This window comes from Enterobacter sp. SLBN-59, from assembly GCF_024807915.1.
Lineage (GTDB): Bacteria > Pseudomonadota > Gammaproteobacteria > Enterobacterales > Enterobacteriaceae > Enterobacter > Enterobacter asburiae_B.
The window spans coordinates 1,800,767-1,816,660 of the sequence record NZ_JANUFI010000001.1; the positions used below are offsets into that span (position 1 = coordinate 1,800,767).

A 15,894-nucleotide genomic window follows, 5' to 3' on the forward strand; every position below is an offset into this window, starting at 1 on the left:
CGACCGTTTCAGATGTACCCTACATAAAACACTTATAACCGAAACGCCTCAAGCCGCTTAATCTGCCGCCCTTCTCCGTCAAAATTCTCTGCCGCCAGCCAGGCGCGCAGCTCGGCGTCCCTTTGCGGCCACTCGCCGTCAATAATAGAAAGCATATCGCTGTCGCGGTTGCGCCCTTTGCGCACCAGCTTCTGGCGCAGGCGTCCTTCCCAGACAAACCCCAGCCGCTCCGCCGCATTGCGTGACGCAATGTTCATGGAGTCGCACTTCCACTCGACGCGCCGGTAGCCGTGCTCAAACGCATTTTTCAGCAGCAGCCACACCGTTTCGGTGCCCATCCGGGTTCCTTTCATCCTGCGCGACCAGGTCACGTGCCCGATCTCCACTGACCCCAGCAGCCGCTCGTTAGCCATATAGCTCACCAGCCCCACCGCGCGTTCGGTGCGTAAATCAATGACGGCAAACGGCACCAGCTCATCGTCCATCACCTTAGCCACGATCCAGTGGGCGGTGGCTTCCACGCTCGCTGGCTGCGTGCTGGCAAGCCACGTCCAGTCGCTGTCGTCGCCCAGCGCGTAGGCCTCGTAGAGATCGGCCGCGTGGCGATCGGCATCCAGCGGCTCCAGGCGGCAATACTGGCCGAACAGCGGCGTGCGGGTTAATACGCGCGCGCCTCTCCAGTCTGGAACGATATCGTTAACGGTTTGACCATGTTGATTGATTTCGGGCACGGCGGTGACTCCCTGAAAGGTAAGGAGTTTGTTATAGCAGGTTAAAAAGCGGGCGAAAAGCAGCACATTTTAATAGCCCAAGCGCATGCGATATTCCCGAAAGGCATAAGCAAAGCTGAATTTCGACTTTGCGGAATGTCAGAGTCGCCCTAACGTAGCGGAGCATAAAACAATCACAATATATTCTTCTCAGGGATCGCTATGACGAAAAAACTGTTGCCGTTACTGGTGCTGGCTGCGCTCTCAGGCGCTGTCCACGCCGCTACTCCGCCCAACACGCTGGTTGTTGCCCAGGGGCTGGATGACATCGTGAGCCTCGACCCGGCCGAAGCCAACGAGCTTTCCAGCATCCAGACCGTGCCGAGCCTGTATCAGCGTCTGGTCCAGCCGGACCGCGATAACCCGGAAAAAATCACCCCGATTCTGGCAGAAAGCTGGGAAGCGGACGCGGCAGCCAAAACCCTGACGATTAAGCTTAAGCCCGATGCCAGATTCGCCTCCGGTAACCCGCTGCGCCCGGAAGACGTGATTTTCTCGTACACCCGCGCCGTGACGCTGAACAAATCCCCGGCCTTTATCCTCAACGTGCTGGGCTGGGACGCGAGCAACATCGCCAGCCAGCTGAAAAAGGTGGACGACCATACCCTCCAGCTTCACTGGACGGCGGACGTTAGCCCGTCGGTGGCGCTGAATATTCTCTCCACGCCGATTGCCTCCATCGTGGATGAAAAGCAGGTCGCGGCGAACGTGAAGGATAATGACTTCGGTAACGCCTGGCTGAAAATGCACTCGGCGGGCAGCGGCGCGTTCAAAATGCGCATCTATCAGCCGCATCAGGCTATCGTGCTGGAAGCTAACGAATCAGCGCCCGGCGGCGCGCCGAAGCTCAAAAGCATCATCATTAAAAACGTCCCCGATCCGGCTTCACGCCGCCTGCTGATCCAGCAGGGTGATGCGGACGTGGCGCGCGATCTCGGTGCAGACCAGATAAGCGCCCTGGACGGCAAGCCGGGCGTGAAGGTGCTGAGTATTCCGTCCGCCGAGCAAAATTACCTGGTGTTTAACACCGGCAACAGCGCCAACCCGCTGCTGAACAACCCGGCGTTCTGGGAAGCCTCGCGCTGGCTGGTCGATTATGAAGGCATCACCAAAAATCTGCTGAAAGGCCAGTACTTTGTTCATCAGAGCTTCCTGCCGGTCGGCCTGCCGGGCGCGCTGGAAGACAACCCGTTTAAATTTGACCCGGCAAAAGCGAAAGCCATTCTCGCCAAAGCGGGCATTAAAGACGCGCACTTCACGCTGGACGTGGAGAACAAGCCGCCGTTTATCACCATCGCCCAGTCGATGCAGGCGAGCTTTGCTCAGGGCGGCGTGAAGGTCGATCTGCTGCCTGCCGCCGGGAGCCAGGTCTATGCCCGCGTGCGCGCAAAGCAGCATCAGGCGGCGATTCGTCTGTGGATCCCGGACTACTTCGACGCGCACTCTAACGCCAGCGCCTTCGCGTGGAACGACGGTAAATCCAGCACCGTGGCCGGGCTGAACGGCTGGAAAATCCCGGAGCTGAACAAAGCCACGCTGGCGGCGGTAGCCGAGCCGGATCCGGCGAAGCGTCTGGATCTGTACAAGAAGATGCAGGAGCAGCTGCAGCAGAATTCGCCGTACGTATTTGTCGATCAGGGTAAAACCCAGATCGTGGTGCGCGATAACGTGAAGGGGTATCAGCAGGGGCTGAACGCGGATATGGTCTGGTACGATCGCGTCACGAAGTAGCCCTTCTCCTTCTCCCTCTCCCGTGGGAGAGGGTTGGGGTGAGGGCAACATCGTGCAACAGAGCCACCTGTTCCCCCTCACCCCCGCACTCTCCCACAGGGAGAGGGGGTCGTCCGTGCGTATTTTCAGTTTTTGTAGGCCGGGTAAGGCGGAGCCGCCACCCGGCATGAAGAGATTACCCATGCCACATCTTTCCACCCGCGTGCTCCAGGGGCTGCTGACCCTGCTGCTCACGCTCCTCGGGCTGCTGCTCGTCACGTTTGCGCTCTCGGCGTTTTCACCGGTCGATCGCGTGCTGCAGATCGTCGGCGATCACGCCAGCCAGTCAACCTACGATCAGGTTCGCCACCAGCTTGGGCTGGATCGGCCTCTGCCCGTGCAGTTCTGGCACTACCTGCAAAACCTTGCCCACGGTGATTTAGGCACCGCCAGCGCCACCGGGCAGCCGGTGCTGCAGGATCTGCTGCACGCGTTTCCCGCCACGCTCGAGCTGGCGACTTTGGCGTTAATCATCGGCGCCGTGCTCGGCGTGATTGCCGGGGTGCTGTGCGCCCGCTACGCCGGTTCGCCGCTCGATCTCGCCATCAGAACCCTCACCCTGCTCGGCAACTCGGTGCCGATTTTCTGGCTCGGCCTGCTGATGCTGGCCCTGTTCTACGCGAAGCTGCAGTGGAGCGCGGGTCCCGGCAGGCTGGACGATATCTGGCAGTTCACCGTCGAGCCGCGTACCGGCTTTGCGCTGGTGGATACCTGGCTTTCCGGCGACCGCGAGGCGTTCCGCAACGCCCTCAGCCACCTGGTGCTGCCGGTGCTGCTGCTGGCCTATTACTCGCTGGCGAGCATCACGCGCCTGACGCGTTCCGCCTGCCTGAGCGAAATGAACAAAGAGTACATCCTGCTTGCCCGCGCCAAGGGCGCCGGGGAGATGACCATCCTGCTGCGCCACGTGCTGCCGAACATTCGCGGCACCCTGCTGACGGTAATCGCCCTCGCCTATACCAGCATGCTGGAAGGCGCGGTACTGACCGAAACCGTCTTCTCCTGGCCGGGGATTGGGCGCTACCTCACCACCGCCCTGTTCGCCGGAGACACCACCGCCGTCATGGGCGGCACGCTGCTGATTGGCGTCTGCTTTGTGCTGATCAATAACCTTACCGACCTGCTTGTGCGGGCGACCGATCCCAGGGTGCGCTGATGCCGTTTTATCTTTTCTTACGCCGCCTGCGCCGCTCCCCCGCCGCGTTTTGCGGGCTGGCTGCCATCGCGCTGCTGGTGGTTATCGCCCTGTTCGCGCCGTGGCTCGCGCCGCTTGACCCGAACTGGCAGGACGCCGCCGCGCGCCTGCAGGCACCGAACAGCCAGCACTGGCTGGGCACCGACAGCTACGGGCGCGATCTGCTTTCACGCCTGATTTACGGCACCCGTCCGGCGCTAGGGCTGGTGGCATTAGTCACCGTAATCACCCTGCCCGCCGGGCTGCTGGTGGGGATTTTGTCCGGCTACTACGGCGGCTGGCTGGAGCGCATCCTGATGCGTTTTACCGACGTGGTAATGTCGATGCCGCGCCTGATCCTCGCCTTCGCGTTTGTGGCGATGCTTGGCCCGGGGCTGGTCAACGGCGCGCTGGCGCTGGCCTTAACCACCTGGCCGGCCTACGCGCGTCAGGCGCGGAGTGAAATTCAGCGCCTGCGCCACAGCGATTATCTGGCCGCCGCCGAGATGATGGGCATTCGCGGCCCGCGCCTGCTGGTCGGCCATATTCTGCCCCTGTGCCTGCCGTCCGCGATTGTGCGGCTGGCGCTGGATCTGGCGGGGATTATTCTGGCAGCCGCCGGTCTGGGCTTCCTCGGCCTTGGCGCGCGTCCGCCGATGGCCGAATGGGGCGCGATGATCGCCGACGGCATGCAGGTGATTTTCGACCAGTGGTGGATTGCCGCCATTCCGGGCGGAGCGATTCTGTTTGCCAGCCTCGCCTTTAACCTGCTGGGCGACGGCCTGCGCGACGTACTGGAGCCACAGCATGACTGAACAACGCGTCATCGTCGATGCGCTGAACATCGACTACCCCGCCGCGCGCGTGGTCAACAACCTCAGCTTCACGCTAGGCAACGAGCGGCTGGCGCTGGTGGGGGAATCCGGCTCGGGCAAATCAATGTCCGCCCGCGCCCTGATGGGGCTGGTGCGTAAGCCCGGCATCGTGAGCGCGAACCGGCTTAACGTGCTCGGCAACGACCTGCTGACCCTGAGCACCCGCCGCTGGCAGGCGCTGCGCGGCAACGGGATTGCGATGGTCCTGCAGGACCCGCGCTACGCGCTGAATCCGGCGAAAAACGTCGCCGCTCAGCTCGATGAAGCGCTGACCCTGCACCAGCGCCTGCCCCGCGCCGAGCGCCTGGCGCGCATTCACGACATCATCCGCGCCGTCGGGCTCAACGAACACGTCCTCCAGCGCTACCCCGGCGAGCTCTCCGGGGGCATGGGCCAGCGGGTGATGATCGCCATTGCGCTGATCAACAACCCGCAGGTGCTGATTGCCGACGAACCCACCTCCGCGCTGGACGCCCGCCTGCGCAACCAGATCCTCGAACTGCTGGTGCAGCAGAGCGAAGAACGCCAGATGGCGATGCTGTTAATCAGCCACGATCTGCCGCTGGTGGCGGAGCACTGTGACCGCGTGCTGGTGATGTATCAGGGCGAGAAGGTCGATGAGATGGCGGCAAGCCGACTTCCGCAGGCGACGCATCCGTACACCCGCACCCTGTGGACCTGCCGACCCAATGCGCAAACGTTCGGCCAGATGCTGCCGACGCTGGACCGCACGCAGTCGTGGAAGGAGGCCGATAATGGCGCTCGTTGAGGTTAAGGATCTCCAGGTGAGATTCGGGGAGAAAACGGCGGTGTCCGCCGCCAGCTTTGGCATCGAGAAAGGTGAAACCTTCAGCCTGATCGGCGAATCCGGCTGCGGGAAATCGACTATTCTGCGCGTGCTGGCGGGATTGCAGCGCGAGTGGAACGGCCATATTTCGATCCTGGGAGACGCGCTACGGCCAGGACGGCGTTTTGAAGGCGAGCTTCGCCGCAACGTGCAAATGGTGTTTCAGGATCCGTGGGCGTCGCTGCACCCGAACCACACCGTTGCGCGCACCCTGTCGGAGCCGTTAAACATCCACGGCGAAACGCAGATTGCCGAAAAGGTAGCGGATGCGCTGCAGCAGGTGGGGCTTTCCGCCGACACGGGCAAGCGTTATCCGCACCAGATTTCCGGCGGGCAGCGTCAGCGCGTGGCCATTGCCCGCGCGCTGCTGCTGCGCCCGCAGCTTCTGCTGCTGGACGAGCCGACTTCGGCGCTGGATATGTCGGTGCAGGCGGAAATTTTGAACCTGCTCAACCGCCTGAAGGCCGAGCACGGCATGACCTACCTGCTGGTGAGCCACGACGCGGGAGTGATTGCCCATATGTCCGACCGGGCGGCGTTTATGGCGCACGGGGAGATCCAGAAAGTGTTTGACCGTGAAGCGATGTTGCGGGGTGAGCACAGGATGGGGTAAACCGCGTGGCGGCGAGCGCCGCGCGGGTTTTCCAGGCCGGGTAAGGCGTCGCCGCCACCCGGCAAAAAAAATCACTTCAGCAGCTTCACCGTGGCGTCGATGTCGATCTCATCTTCGGTGAAGATCAGCGTCGTATTCTGGAAGGTGGTGATCGCCAGCTTCTTCACCGTGCGCATTTCGCCCGGCTTTTTCTCGGATTTCGGCTTGATGCTGTTCATCAGCAGCCCAACCGACAGCACCGCGTTCTCTTTGTCGATTTTGGTATCAGCCGGCTCTTCTTCGTTAAACACCACGAAGGATTTGATCGAGGAGAGCTTCACGCGCTCGCCGGCAATAAAGAGATGTTTGCTTTCAGGGATCACCTTCACCGCATAGGCGGAAAGGCCTTTGTTGTTGGTGGTTGGCTCAAAGGTCACCGCGGCATCTTTCTTAATCAGATCGGGGTTCGCGACCTTAATCACATGAAAATAGCGGTTGTCGCCGTTTTCATCTTTGATAAATCCAAAGCCTTTATCTTTAAACCACGTTGTGATTGTACCGTTCATCGCTGTTACCGCCTGTCAGATCGTAATGACTAAAGTTTTGCAGCGCGCAGTGTAATGCACAATGACGGAGGAGACAAAAAAAAGCCCCTGCACGGGTGCAGGGGAAAACTCATGTCAGAGCTTTTACCCTAAATAATTCGAGTTGCATGAAGGCGGCGACGCAGCGAATCCCCGGGAGCGTACATCAGTACGTGACTGGGGTGAGCGAGGAAAGCCAACGCACAGGCAACTTGAAGTATGACGGGTATATTAGTATTTAGTTGAACACCATCCCTCCATCGATTAAGAGCGACTGGCCGGTCATGTAGTCGGAATCCGGGCCTGCCAGGTATGAGACGCAGGCGGCGACATCTTCCGGCTCGGACAGGCGGCCAAGCGTAATGCGTTTGGCAAAGGTTTCAGTCCCGTAGCCGAGCGGTTTACCCGCCGCCTCGGAGACCTGACGGTCGATCTCCGCCCACATCGGCGTTTTGACGATGCCCGGGCAGTAGGCGTTAACGGTGATCCCCAGCGGCGCAAGATCCCGTGCCGCGGTCTGGGTTAAGCCGCGCACCGCGAACTTGCTGGAACTGTAGACCGCCAGTTCCGGGTTGCCGGTGTGGCCCGCCTGGGAGCAGGCGTTGATGATCTTGCCGCCGTGCCCCTCTTTGCGGAAGGCGTCAATCGCGGCCTGGATCCCCCAGATCACCCCTTTCACGTTGATGTTGTAGACCTTGTCGACAATGTCCGGCGTGATGGATTCGATAGGGGTAGACGGCGCAATCCCGGCGTTATTCACGATCACGTTAAAGCCGCCCAGCGCGGTGCGCGCTTTCTCTACCGCCGCAAATACCTGTTCGCGGTCAGAGACATCGACCTTCACGGCGACGGCGTTGCCGCCGTTACGGATGATTTCATCGGCGACGGCTCTTGCCGTCTCAACGTTATAGTCGGCGATGGCGACGGCAAAGCCATCTTTCACCAGGCGAAGCGCGATCGCTTTACCAATCCCCTGGCCTGAGCCTGTTACGAGAGCAACTTTTTGCATTTCTCTGTCCTTATATTGAGTCACAAAATCTGGCTGAGATGGAGCTGGCCCATCAGCAGCGGGTTATCGCTGTAGTCGACGGGAATGGCCACCACGGCCGGGCCATCCACATCCATCGCCGCACGCAGCGTCGGCTCAAGCGCCTCGGCGCTCTCCACGGCAAAGCCTTTCGCGCCGAAGGCGTCGGCATACGCTTTGAAATCGACCGGGCCGAACTCGACGCCGGATAGCCGCTGGTATTTTTTCTCTTCCTGAATCGCCACCATGTTGTAGGCGTTATCCACCCAGATGATATGCAGCACGTTGGCGTTGAGGCGCACCGCGGTTTCCAGCTCCATGCTCGACTGCAGGAAGCCGCCGTCACCGGAGACTGAAACCACCTTGCGGCCCGGGTTCACCAGCCACGCGCCAATCGCCCACGGCAGGGCAACGCCCATGGTCTGCTGACCGTTGGAGATCATCACCTGACGCGCCCGGAAGCTGTAGAGATAGCGGGCGATCCAGATGTGGAAGCTGCCCATGTCGACGGTGAGCGTCACGTCGTTGTTCACAATGTCCTGCATGGCGCGCACGATGCGCAGCGGATGCAGGGCAAACTGGTTGAGCGAGGCGCCGCGGCGGTCGAGGAGATCCCGCTGATGCTGGCGATCGACCAGAATTTCGGAGGCCCGCTGGCTCAGCTCGAGCTTACGATCGATCCGGTTAGCAAGCAGGTTCAGCGTTTCGGCGATGTCCCCCACCAGCTCCAGATCCGGCACGTAGTTACGCTCTTCATAGGCAGGCAGCACATCAATGTGCACCAGCGTAGCGTCGCCGCTGTTCCACATGGACGGCTCGTACTCCACCGGGCTGTAGCCGATGCAGATAATCAGGTCCGCCAGATGCAGCAGCCGGTCGCCCGCCTGGTTATTAAACAGGCCGACGCGTCCGGCGAAGCGGGTGAAGTGCTCCTGGTTTACCGCCCCGGCGGCCTGATAGGTGCTGGTCACCGGAATGCGGCTTTTCTCCAGCAGCTTGCGCAGCGCGGCGCTGTTCGCGGGCTGGCTGGCCATCAGGCCGAGTAAAATGACCGGATTTTTGGCGTTTTCGATAAGCTTCGCCACGTCGTTAATCGCTGACTCCGGTGCCGGGCCCATCAGCGCCGGGCCGCTGGCGGGTAAAATCGCCCCCGTGGCGGGCTGGTCGACGATATCCTGCGGCAGGCTGACGAACGCGCCCCCCGGCCTGCCGTGCTCGGCGGCGCGAAACGCGTTCGATACCACCTCGGCAATCGCGTCCGGCGAGCTGACCTCCACGGCGTATTTAGTGACAGGGCTGAACATGGCGACGGTGTCCATGCTCTGGTGCACCAGCTTGGCTTTATCCGCCCGCTTCACCGCCCCGCCCAACGCCACCACCGGGTCGCCTTCGCTGTTGGCGGTGGCGATGCCGGTGATCAGGTTAGAACAGCCCGGCCCGGAGGTGACCAGCGCCACCCCGGCCTTGCCGGTCAGCCGCCCGACCGCCGCCGCCATAAACGCCGCGTTGGCTTCGTGGCGTACCGGAATGATCTCGATGGAGGAGTCCAGCAGGGAGTCAAAGACTTTGTCGATTTTCGCACCCGGGATCCCGAACACCTGCTTCACGCCCTGCGCTTCCAGCTGGCCGACAACCATATCGGCGCCGTGCGCCCACTGACGTGACTGTTTCTCACTGTTCACGGTAGTTCTCCTGTTAGTTTTCGACGGAACGGATCGCTGCATCAAGATTGCTGGGGTGAAGGTTGGCCTGTAAGAACGCGCTGTCGGCGGGCAGGTCAATCATGAGCTTGTGAATTTCACCGAAGGTGAGCACGCCGTTCTCCAGCTGGTAGTCGAGCAGATGGCCCCCGCCCTGACGGTCGTCGGTGATGAAATGCTCGTGATAGCCCGCCACGTTGATGCCCTGCATGTGCTGCGGCGTGCGGAACCCGACCAGCACCCCTTCGCGCTGGTTAAAGCGGAACACCGGCTGGTCGTCCAGCACGTCGGTCATCGCGCGGTACGGCGGCTTCTGGCGCGGTACCGTGCGGGTGTGGGCGTGGCGGAAGTTGCCGTCAATGCGCAGCGCGCAGAACAGGTTGTCGGAGGGGATCTGCTGGTCGATGACGTCGTGGATCTGCTGACGGCTGACCGGCGCATCGAAGGTTTTGCGGTACTGCGGCTGGAACCAGGTCATCACCGCGAACGGCGTTTTCTGTTCTGGCTTCGCGGCCCGGGCGCTGCCGTCGGCGCGCAGCTGGTACACCTGGCTGCTGAAGGCAATCATTTCACCGTCCAGCTCGTTGAAGGTGCCCAGACCAAAATCACCGTGTGCCAGCAAATCGGCGATGGTGGTCTCTCCTTCGTACACGCCGCTTAGCAGGGCGCTCATTAGCGATGTCTGATAGATCACGCTGTCAGGATGCTGGGCGGAGAACCCCCGCAGGGTCTCGCACAGGCTGGCCTCACAGTCGCAGGCAGATGAATGCATCATCGTGCTCGTCCTCTTCAACTTTATTTAGAAAGGTTAAATAAATGTTGACCCGATTCAGCAGAGAGTTCCAATATAGAAACCATGCTGGTTTGAGACGTTTTAGATATGGAACTTCGTTATCTGCGGTATTTTGTCGCGGTTGCACGCGAGCGACACTTCACCAGGGCGGCCGAAGCGCTGGGTATTTCACAGCCTCCACTGAGTCAGCAGATCAAACGGCTCGAAGAGGAAGTGGGCACGCCGCTGTTCAGACGCCTGACGCGGGGCGTGGAGCTGACCGAGGCGGGAGAAGCCTTCTACGAGGACGCCTGCAAAATTCTGGCGCTGAGCGATGCCGCGCTGGAAAAAGCCCGCGGCATCGCGCGCGGGCTGAACGGCAACCTGTCGATTGGCATCACCAGCTCCGACGCTTTTCATCCCAAAATTTTCGCGCTGATCCGCCAGTTTCAGGTGCAGAACATGGCGGTGCAGGTTCACCAGGTGGAAGCCAATATGTCGTCGCTGACGACGATGCTGGCGGAGGGTGAACTGGATATCGCCTTCGTGCGCCTGCCGTGCGAGAGCAGCAAGGCCTTCGAGTTAAAAATCCTCGACCGGGAGCCGATGGTGGTGGCGCTGCATCGCGATCATCCGCTGGCGGCGTGCGATTCGCTGGCGTTAGAGCAGCTTCGGGATACGCCGGTGGTGCTGTTCCCGCAGGAGGTCGCGCCGGGGCTGTACGAACGGGTTCACGGCTGCTGCGAGCGGGCCGGGATTGACGTGCAGCACGCGCTGCAGTCGTCGCAGCTTTCCTCCTCCCTGAGCATGGTTTCCGCAGGCGGCGGGTTCGCGCTGGTGCCGAAATCCATGGCGGCCATTTCACCGCCGAATGTCACCTATCACGCGCTGAGCTCGCCGGAGCTTTATACCGATATCGCGCTCTGCTGGCGGCGCTTTGAACGCTCGCGGACGGTGAAGCGGTTTTTGATGATGATGAGCGAGGGGTGACGGCAGTACAGGGGGTTTGGTTTTTTGTAGGCCGGGTAAGGCTCAGTCGCCACCCGGCAATGCCAGCCTCTGTCGGTTCTTAGAACGGTAAAGGTCATGTTGATGCACGCTTCGGTACTACGTTTTCCTGGTAATTGTCTGCCGCAAACCATCTGTTACTCTGGCTGCACTCAAGGGATGACAAGGAAGAGAGATGCTGAATCCAGGCTGGCAAGATGCCTTGAAATACCCTGAACAATGGAGGTTTTGATGACTACACGAGTTATTGCATTTTTGCTCATACTCGGCGCATTCGCTGTAAATGCTGCCGATGGCGGTAATGGTGGGGATGGCGGAAACGGTTCGGATGGCACCGTCTCAGCTCCGGGCCGTGCGGGTTGTCCGGGCGGAACAGATCCGGACGCGTCGGGAAAATTTTATCTTCCAGGAACAAAACAGCAATGCAATCCGGGGAAGCAGGATGCAGTGAAAAGCGCCAGGCAATCAGATGCAGAGTGACAGTAAGCTAACGCATCCTGGTTCCACATCCTCACTTGCCTCCTGCTTCAGGCATTAATATATGCGGCGGAATACGCAGACCTAGACTTTCGCCTCCGCACGTAATGCGGCCTGCACCGCGGGACGGGCACTGATTTTTTCCCTGTACGCCAGTAGCGCGGGCCAGTCGTTGAGTTCAATTGAGAAGAACGTGCACCATCCCAGCACGGTGAAAAGATAGGCATCTGCCACGCTGAATACCGATCCCGTCAGATAAGCGCTTGTGGAGAGCGTTTCCTGAAGAAAATCGAACCGCCTGAAGAGCTTCTCACGAAAAATCGATTTGGCCTCTTCGGGCAGCGCACGATTAAAAAGAGGTGCCGATCCCGCGTGTATTTCGCTGGTGATAAAGTTTAGCCATTCCTGAAGCCGCACCCGCTCCCAGCCGTCTGCTCGCGGTGCCAGCCCACTTTCTGGCTTGAGGTCTGCCAGGTACTGCAAAATGGCTGGCCCCTCGGTCAGGATTTTCCCGTCATCCAGTTCAAGCGCAGCGACATAACCTTTGGGGTTGATGGTCAGGAAGTCGCGCCCGTCAGCGGTAATCTTGCTCCTGTTGTCCACTTTAACCAGTTCAAACTCAATCGCCAGCTCGCGAAGCACGATATGGGGTGAGAGTGAACAGGTGTCCGGGGCGTAATAGAGTTTCATAATCTCTCCGTTAAAGCGGTTGTGTGATTTACATACACTGTGCTTAAAGCCATTTTCACTGTAAAATTAATGATTCATAAAATAGCTATTAGCTGAGCTACTGATATCCATGATGAATCTTTTACACTGGCGCTTGCTGGTTGCAGTGGCCGATGCCAGTAATATTTCCCGTGCCGCTGAAGAGGTAGGCATGACGCAGTCGGGCGCCAGCCAGGCGATCGCTCAGTTAGAGGCCTCATTAGGATTTGCGGTATTCACGCGAGAGCGGCGCCACATCGGCGTAACGTCGCTGGGTGAGCGGGTTGTCAAAGAAGCAAGGAGTATGCTGGCGCGGCTGGATGCCATCCGTGCACTGGCAGATGAGAGCCGGGGGCTGAGCGGCGGGCGTATTCGTCTTGCCAGTTTTCCTTCGGTGACATCCACATTTTTGCCCGGGCTGCTGCGGGATTTTAAGCGCCTGCATCCTGAAATCGAGGTGGTCGTACTGGAAGGTACGGACCAGGAGGTCGAAGAGTGGCTGGCGGCAGATACGGTTGATGTGGGCGTGGTCATGAACCCTGTTCCCGGGCGTGCTGAAGCGATCTTAGGGCAGGATGCATGGGTCGCGGTGCTGCCAGCCAGTCACCGTCAGGCTCGTTATGCACGTACGCGCGGCATCACCCTTGAGGAACTGGCAGACCAGCCCTTCGTGCTCGCAACGGGCGGTTGTGCCGTCAATGGAAAAAGCCTGATGGAACAGGCTGGCTTGCAGCTGTCTGACGTGCGGGTGACCGTCCGCGACTGGATCAGCGCCTGCCTGCTGGTACGCGAAGGCATGGGCGTCGCGCTGATACCTGAATCCGCCCTGCCGGATGAATTACGCGGTTTGTGCGTCGTGCCCATAGCACCTTCGCTGTGCCGGGAGTTTGGGCTGGTTTGTTCGCAGGCTGGCAAATCCTCCCGCGCGACGCAGGCGTTATTAGAAGGATTGCTCAAAATGAAAAGGTCTGCGTGAAGGAGTAACGGCGGTGCAAACTGTGCCCGGCGGCGCTGCGCTTGCGCGTGCCTACGGGTTGTGTCGCGGGTTGGTTGGCGGTTTTGCCGGCCGGGTAAGGCGTAGCCGCCTCCCGGCAATGCCCCTCTGGAAGCCGCCTCGCAAACTTTCAAGCAACCTTATGTAATTCAGGGTGATCCCTTTCCTTCCCTTTTTCGCCGCCGTAAAGTGCCTGCGTTGCGGCACATCCGTAACCGGGCGTAGGAACCCGTTAGCATAACATGACGTTTTTTTGGACAAAGAGGATGCTAAATGGCGACTACCCCTGGATTTTCTTACGCGCTTTCTGAGGAAAGCGCAGTTCATCACCTTATCAACACTTCAATTTCCGATTCTGCGGATCTCTTCGAACTGGCCGATGCCTGCACTGCGTATGTCAGCGTGCTGGTGGAAACTGACGACGCGGTGACATTTGCCACGCTCTGTAAGAGATTGCTGGTTGCGCTTAAGCGACTGCGGGAGTGCTGTGACTCGGAACTTCCGCCGTACCTGGTTGAACAGTTGATTGCGGGTGAAAAGATAACCTCGTGTGTACCGGACTGCTGGCAGGAGACGACGCTGCAGGTGGATTATGCCGTAGCGTTAACGCTGGCGGTTATGGGCGGAACGTTGCCTGCGAGCGTGGCGAAAGAACTCACCGGGCTGCTGCATGATATGGTCTGGTTGCTGGCGGAATTTGTAAAGGAGCCTTATATTTCGGCACATTGAGGTGGGTGATAGGTGGCCGGAATCCTGCTGGTTAGAAGCAGGATTTCGACCTTACGCTAACGTTGAATGTCTGCTAAAAGCGAGGAGCGGACATCTTAAGTAAGTTGTTTTTTTATGCTACTACCACTATATAGCAATGTTATATGGCTACATTTATACAGAAGTAAGGATTAGTCTTTTCCCGGGCCATAATTGAATTTTGTACCTTTACCAATGGCGTAAAACTGTCCGCCAGCTACGTAATGGACAGTACGTAATTCATCTGGCGCATCATCAAAAATCCAGTGCCCATTTCTGAAAACGCGGTCATCACTCCATGCTCCGACAATTTCCCCCATAAACAAGTTGTGCTGCTTTTCATTTTCTTCATTAGGTATGACCTTACATACTAACCAGCCAGCGCAACCTTCAACTAAAGGCAGATCAAACTCTTTTTGATAAAATAGTGGAATTTTACTGTTTTTATCGGGTGTGTCGGAATAACTGTTGCCTCCAGCATATAAGACCATATCCATCTGATTTACTACTGGGATCTGTACAACGTAATATCCGCTTTTTTCTACAAGCCCGCGAGTAAATGCCTGTGGACCTATAAAAGCCATCACTTTGTTATTGCCTACTAATCCCACCCAAGCCGCTGCCATGACATTTTCAATGCCATCATTTTTAGCCGATATCATCGTCGTTGGCCCGATCTGTAATAGCCGATAGGCTTTGTTTAACTCTACTGGTTGAATTGACATAATTTACTCTTTTGATTTCTGATAAAAAGTAAGACAGGTTACTTATATTATTGTTCGATTATATGACTGGAATAGTTGCAAATTAATTGCTATTATCAAAATATATTAATGCAAATTTCACAACAATCATGAACAAACTTGATGCTCTAAAATTTTTCATCATCGCCTCTGAGACCTTGAACTTCCGCGAAGCAGCAATCAAGCTGTCGGTTTCACCATCAGTAGTAAGCCGAACAGTCGCTGAGTTGGAGAAACAACTTGGTGAACCTCTATTCAAACGCAATACGCGTTCGATCTTTCTCACCAGTTTCGGCGAACTATTTTTACCCCAAGCGAAGCGACTGCTGGAGGATTCAGAAAAACTATTTCAGACGGCAAAAGATGATAATGAAATGAAGGGCATTGTTCGTATCACATTACTTCGACTTCCAAATCATGAACAAATCTTGTATGAACTATTGACTGCACTACGTCCCTATCCTGAGTTATTTATCGACTGGCGTTTAGATATGATGAAACTTGATACTATCGAGCATCGTATCGATATAGGTATACGCGTAGGGCGAGAACCTAATCCAAACTTTATCATTAAAAATATTGGGCAAGTTGAACATATTTTAGTCGCATCCCCTGAACTCATTGCGCGCCTGGGGGCACCTACTGATTTAGAAGATCTTCGACAGCGTTATCCATTTAGTGGTTTAATTAATCCTGAGACGGGAAAATCATTTGAGTTTATGAGTGACGCAGTAAATACTTTTGTCCCTCGTCATATTGAATTTTATACTACAGATCCATATGCCGAAATTCAGGCCGCATTGGCCGGTAAAACGGTTGTACAGTCAAGCGACTTTATCTGTAGAGAGTACTTAGCAAGCGGCCAACTTGTTCCCCCACTGCCAGAATTGCGACAGGAGAAATGGCAATTTTATTTATACCGGCCTTACCAGCTGATTACTCCAAAAAGGGTGACGGTCGTTTTCTCGCTATTAGAAAAGATATTACGCAAATATTTCGAATCAAATTAACATTCTCCTCCACGTCCGCTTCTGGCACAAAGCGGACATTTTTTTCACAGTCACCTCATACAGTGTTCACACTCATTAAATGACCGCCGTCAGCAC

Annotated in this window: 17 protein-coding genes; 10 read left to right on the forward strand and 7 right to left on the reverse strand. The window is 57.8% G+C overall.

Features of this window, described 5'->3' with window-relative positions:
* Positions 1 to 32: 32 nt before the first annotated feature.
* Entirely contained in the window at positions 33 to 731 is a 699-nt protein-coding gene (locus M2422_RS08570) for a GNAT family N-acetyltransferase (protein ID WP_064673662.1), read from the reverse strand.
* A gap of 201 nt (positions 732 to 932) precedes the next feature.
* On the opposite strand from M2422_RS08570, the gene M2422_RS08575 reads away from it, so the two are divergent.
* The 5 genes from M2422_RS08575 to M2422_RS08595 all read left to right on the forward strand — a co-directional run bounded on the left by M2422_RS08575 (position 933) and on the right by M2422_RS08595 (position 6,049).
* Complete coding sequence (locus M2422_RS08575; protein ID WP_064673612.1) at positions 933 to 2,501, forward strand: ABC transporter substrate-binding protein; 1,569 nt, start codon at positions 933 to 935, stop codon at positions 2,499 to 2,501.
* Between the two features lie 181 nt (positions 2,502 to 2,682).
* On the forward strand, positions 2,683 to 3,696 hold the full coding sequence (locus tag M2422_RS08580; protein ID WP_033144875.1) for an ABC transporter permease: 1,014 nt from the start codon (positions 2,683 to 2,685) through the stop codon (positions 3,694 to 3,696).
* Positions 3,696 to 4,529 carry an ABC transporter permease gene (locus M2422_RS08585; RefSeq protein WP_039264049.1) on the forward strand — a complete coding sequence of 278 codons (834 nt, stop codon included), beginning with the start codon at positions 3,696 to 3,698 and terminating at the stop codon, positions 4,527 to 4,529. Before M2422_RS08580 ends, M2422_RS08585 begins: the two co-directional genes overlap by 1 nt.
* The gene (locus M2422_RS08590; RefSeq protein ID WP_064673611.1) at positions 4,522 to 5,358 is read left to right on the forward strand and encodes an ABC transporter ATP-binding protein; all 837 of its coding nucleotides are present in this window, start codon (positions 4,522 to 4,524) and stop codon (positions 5,356 to 5,358) included. The genes M2422_RS08585 and M2422_RS08590 overlap by 8 nt, the downstream gene beginning before the upstream one ends.
* A complete protein-coding gene (locus tag M2422_RS08595; RefSeq protein ID WP_064673610.1) occupies positions 5,345 to 6,049 on the forward strand; it encodes an ABC transporter ATP-binding protein in 705 nt (234 codons plus the stop codon). The genes M2422_RS08590 and M2422_RS08595 overlap by 14 nt, the downstream gene beginning before the upstream one ends.
* Positions 6,050 to 6,120: 71 nt before the next feature.
* On the opposite strand, the gene M2422_RS08600 is transcribed toward M2422_RS08595, so the two are convergent.
* From M2422_RS08600 to budA, 4 genes are all read right to left on the reverse strand, one after another.
* The gene (locus tag M2422_RS08600; RefSeq protein WP_023310683.1) at positions 6,121 to 6,594 is read right to left on the reverse strand and encodes a cold-shock protein; all 474 of its coding nucleotides are present in this window, start codon (positions 6,592 to 6,594) and stop codon (positions 6,121 to 6,123) included.
* A gap of 256 nt (positions 6,595 to 6,850) precedes the next feature.
* Positions 6,851 to 7,621: a (S)-acetoin forming diacetyl reductase gene (locus M2422_RS08605; protein ID WP_024906954.1), complete on the reverse strand. Its 771-nt coding sequence runs from the start codon at positions 7,619 to 7,621 to the stop codon at positions 6,851 to 6,853.
* A 20-nt stretch (positions 7,622 to 7,641) separates the two neighbouring features.
* A complete protein-coding gene (gene alsS / locus M2422_RS08610; RefSeq protein WP_033144871.1) occupies positions 7,642 to 9,321 on the reverse strand; it encodes an acetolactate synthase AlsS in 1,680 nt (559 codons plus the stop codon).
* 13 nt (positions 9,322 to 9,334) lie between these two features.
* Complete coding sequence (gene budA / locus M2422_RS08615) at positions 9,335 to 10,114, reverse strand: acetolactate decarboxylase (protein WP_039264046.1); 780 nt, start codon at positions 10,112 to 10,114, stop codon at positions 9,335 to 9,337.
* A gap of 105 nt (positions 10,115 to 10,219) precedes the next feature.
* Here budA and M2422_RS08620 point away from each other — a divergent pair, with 105 nt between their 5' ends.
* On the forward strand, positions 10,220 to 11,101 hold the full coding sequence (locus M2422_RS08620; RefSeq protein ID WP_038417608.1) for a LysR family transcriptional regulator: 882 nt from the start codon (positions 10,220 to 10,222) through the stop codon (positions 11,099 to 11,101).
* Between the two features lie 249 nt (positions 11,102 to 11,350).
* Positions 11,351 to 11,599 carry a hypothetical protein gene (locus M2422_RS08625; protein WP_071891613.1) on the forward strand — a complete coding sequence of 83 codons (249 nt, stop codon included), beginning with the start codon at positions 11,351 to 11,353 and terminating at the stop codon, positions 11,597 to 11,599.
* Between the two features lie 81 nt (positions 11,600 to 11,680).
* On the opposite strand, the gene gstA is transcribed toward M2422_RS08625, so the two are convergent.
* On the reverse strand, positions 11,681 to 12,286 hold the full coding sequence (gene gstA / locus M2422_RS08630; protein WP_064673609.1) for a glutathione transferase GstA: 606 nt from the start codon (positions 12,284 to 12,286) through the stop codon (positions 11,681 to 11,683).
* 109 nt (positions 12,287 to 12,395) lie between these two features.
* Between gstA and M2422_RS08635 the strand changes: the two genes are divergently transcribed.
* Together M2422_RS08635 and M2422_RS08640 are read left to right on the forward strand one after the other, a co-directional pair.
* Positions 12,396 to 13,280, forward strand: coding sequence for a LysR family transcriptional regulator (locus M2422_RS08635; protein ID WP_081273741.1), 885 nt, complete (start codon positions 12,396 to 12,398; stop codon positions 13,278 to 13,280).
* Between the two features lie 291 nt (positions 13,281 to 13,571).
* A complete protein-coding gene (locus M2422_RS08640; protein ID WP_064673607.1) occupies positions 13,572 to 14,027 on the forward strand; it encodes a hypothetical protein in 456 nt (151 codons plus the stop codon).
* 170 nt (positions 14,028 to 14,197) lie between these two features.
* Here the strand turns inward: M2422_RS08640 and M2422_RS08645 are convergent, their stop codons facing one another.
* On the reverse strand, positions 14,198 to 14,770 hold the full coding sequence (locus M2422_RS08645; RefSeq protein ID WP_033144864.1) for a flavin reductase family protein: 573 nt from the start codon (positions 14,768 to 14,770) through the stop codon (positions 14,198 to 14,200).
* A 128-nt stretch (positions 14,771 to 14,898) separates the two neighbouring features.
* Between M2422_RS08645 and M2422_RS08650 the strand changes: the two genes are divergently transcribed.
* Positions 14,899 to 15,798 (forward strand): LysR family transcriptional regulator, encoded by a 900-nt coding sequence (locus tag M2422_RS08650; RefSeq protein WP_064673606.1) that lies wholly within the window; start codon positions 14,899 to 14,901, stop codon positions 15,796 to 15,798.
* Positions 15,799 to 15,894: the final 96 nt, after the last annotated feature.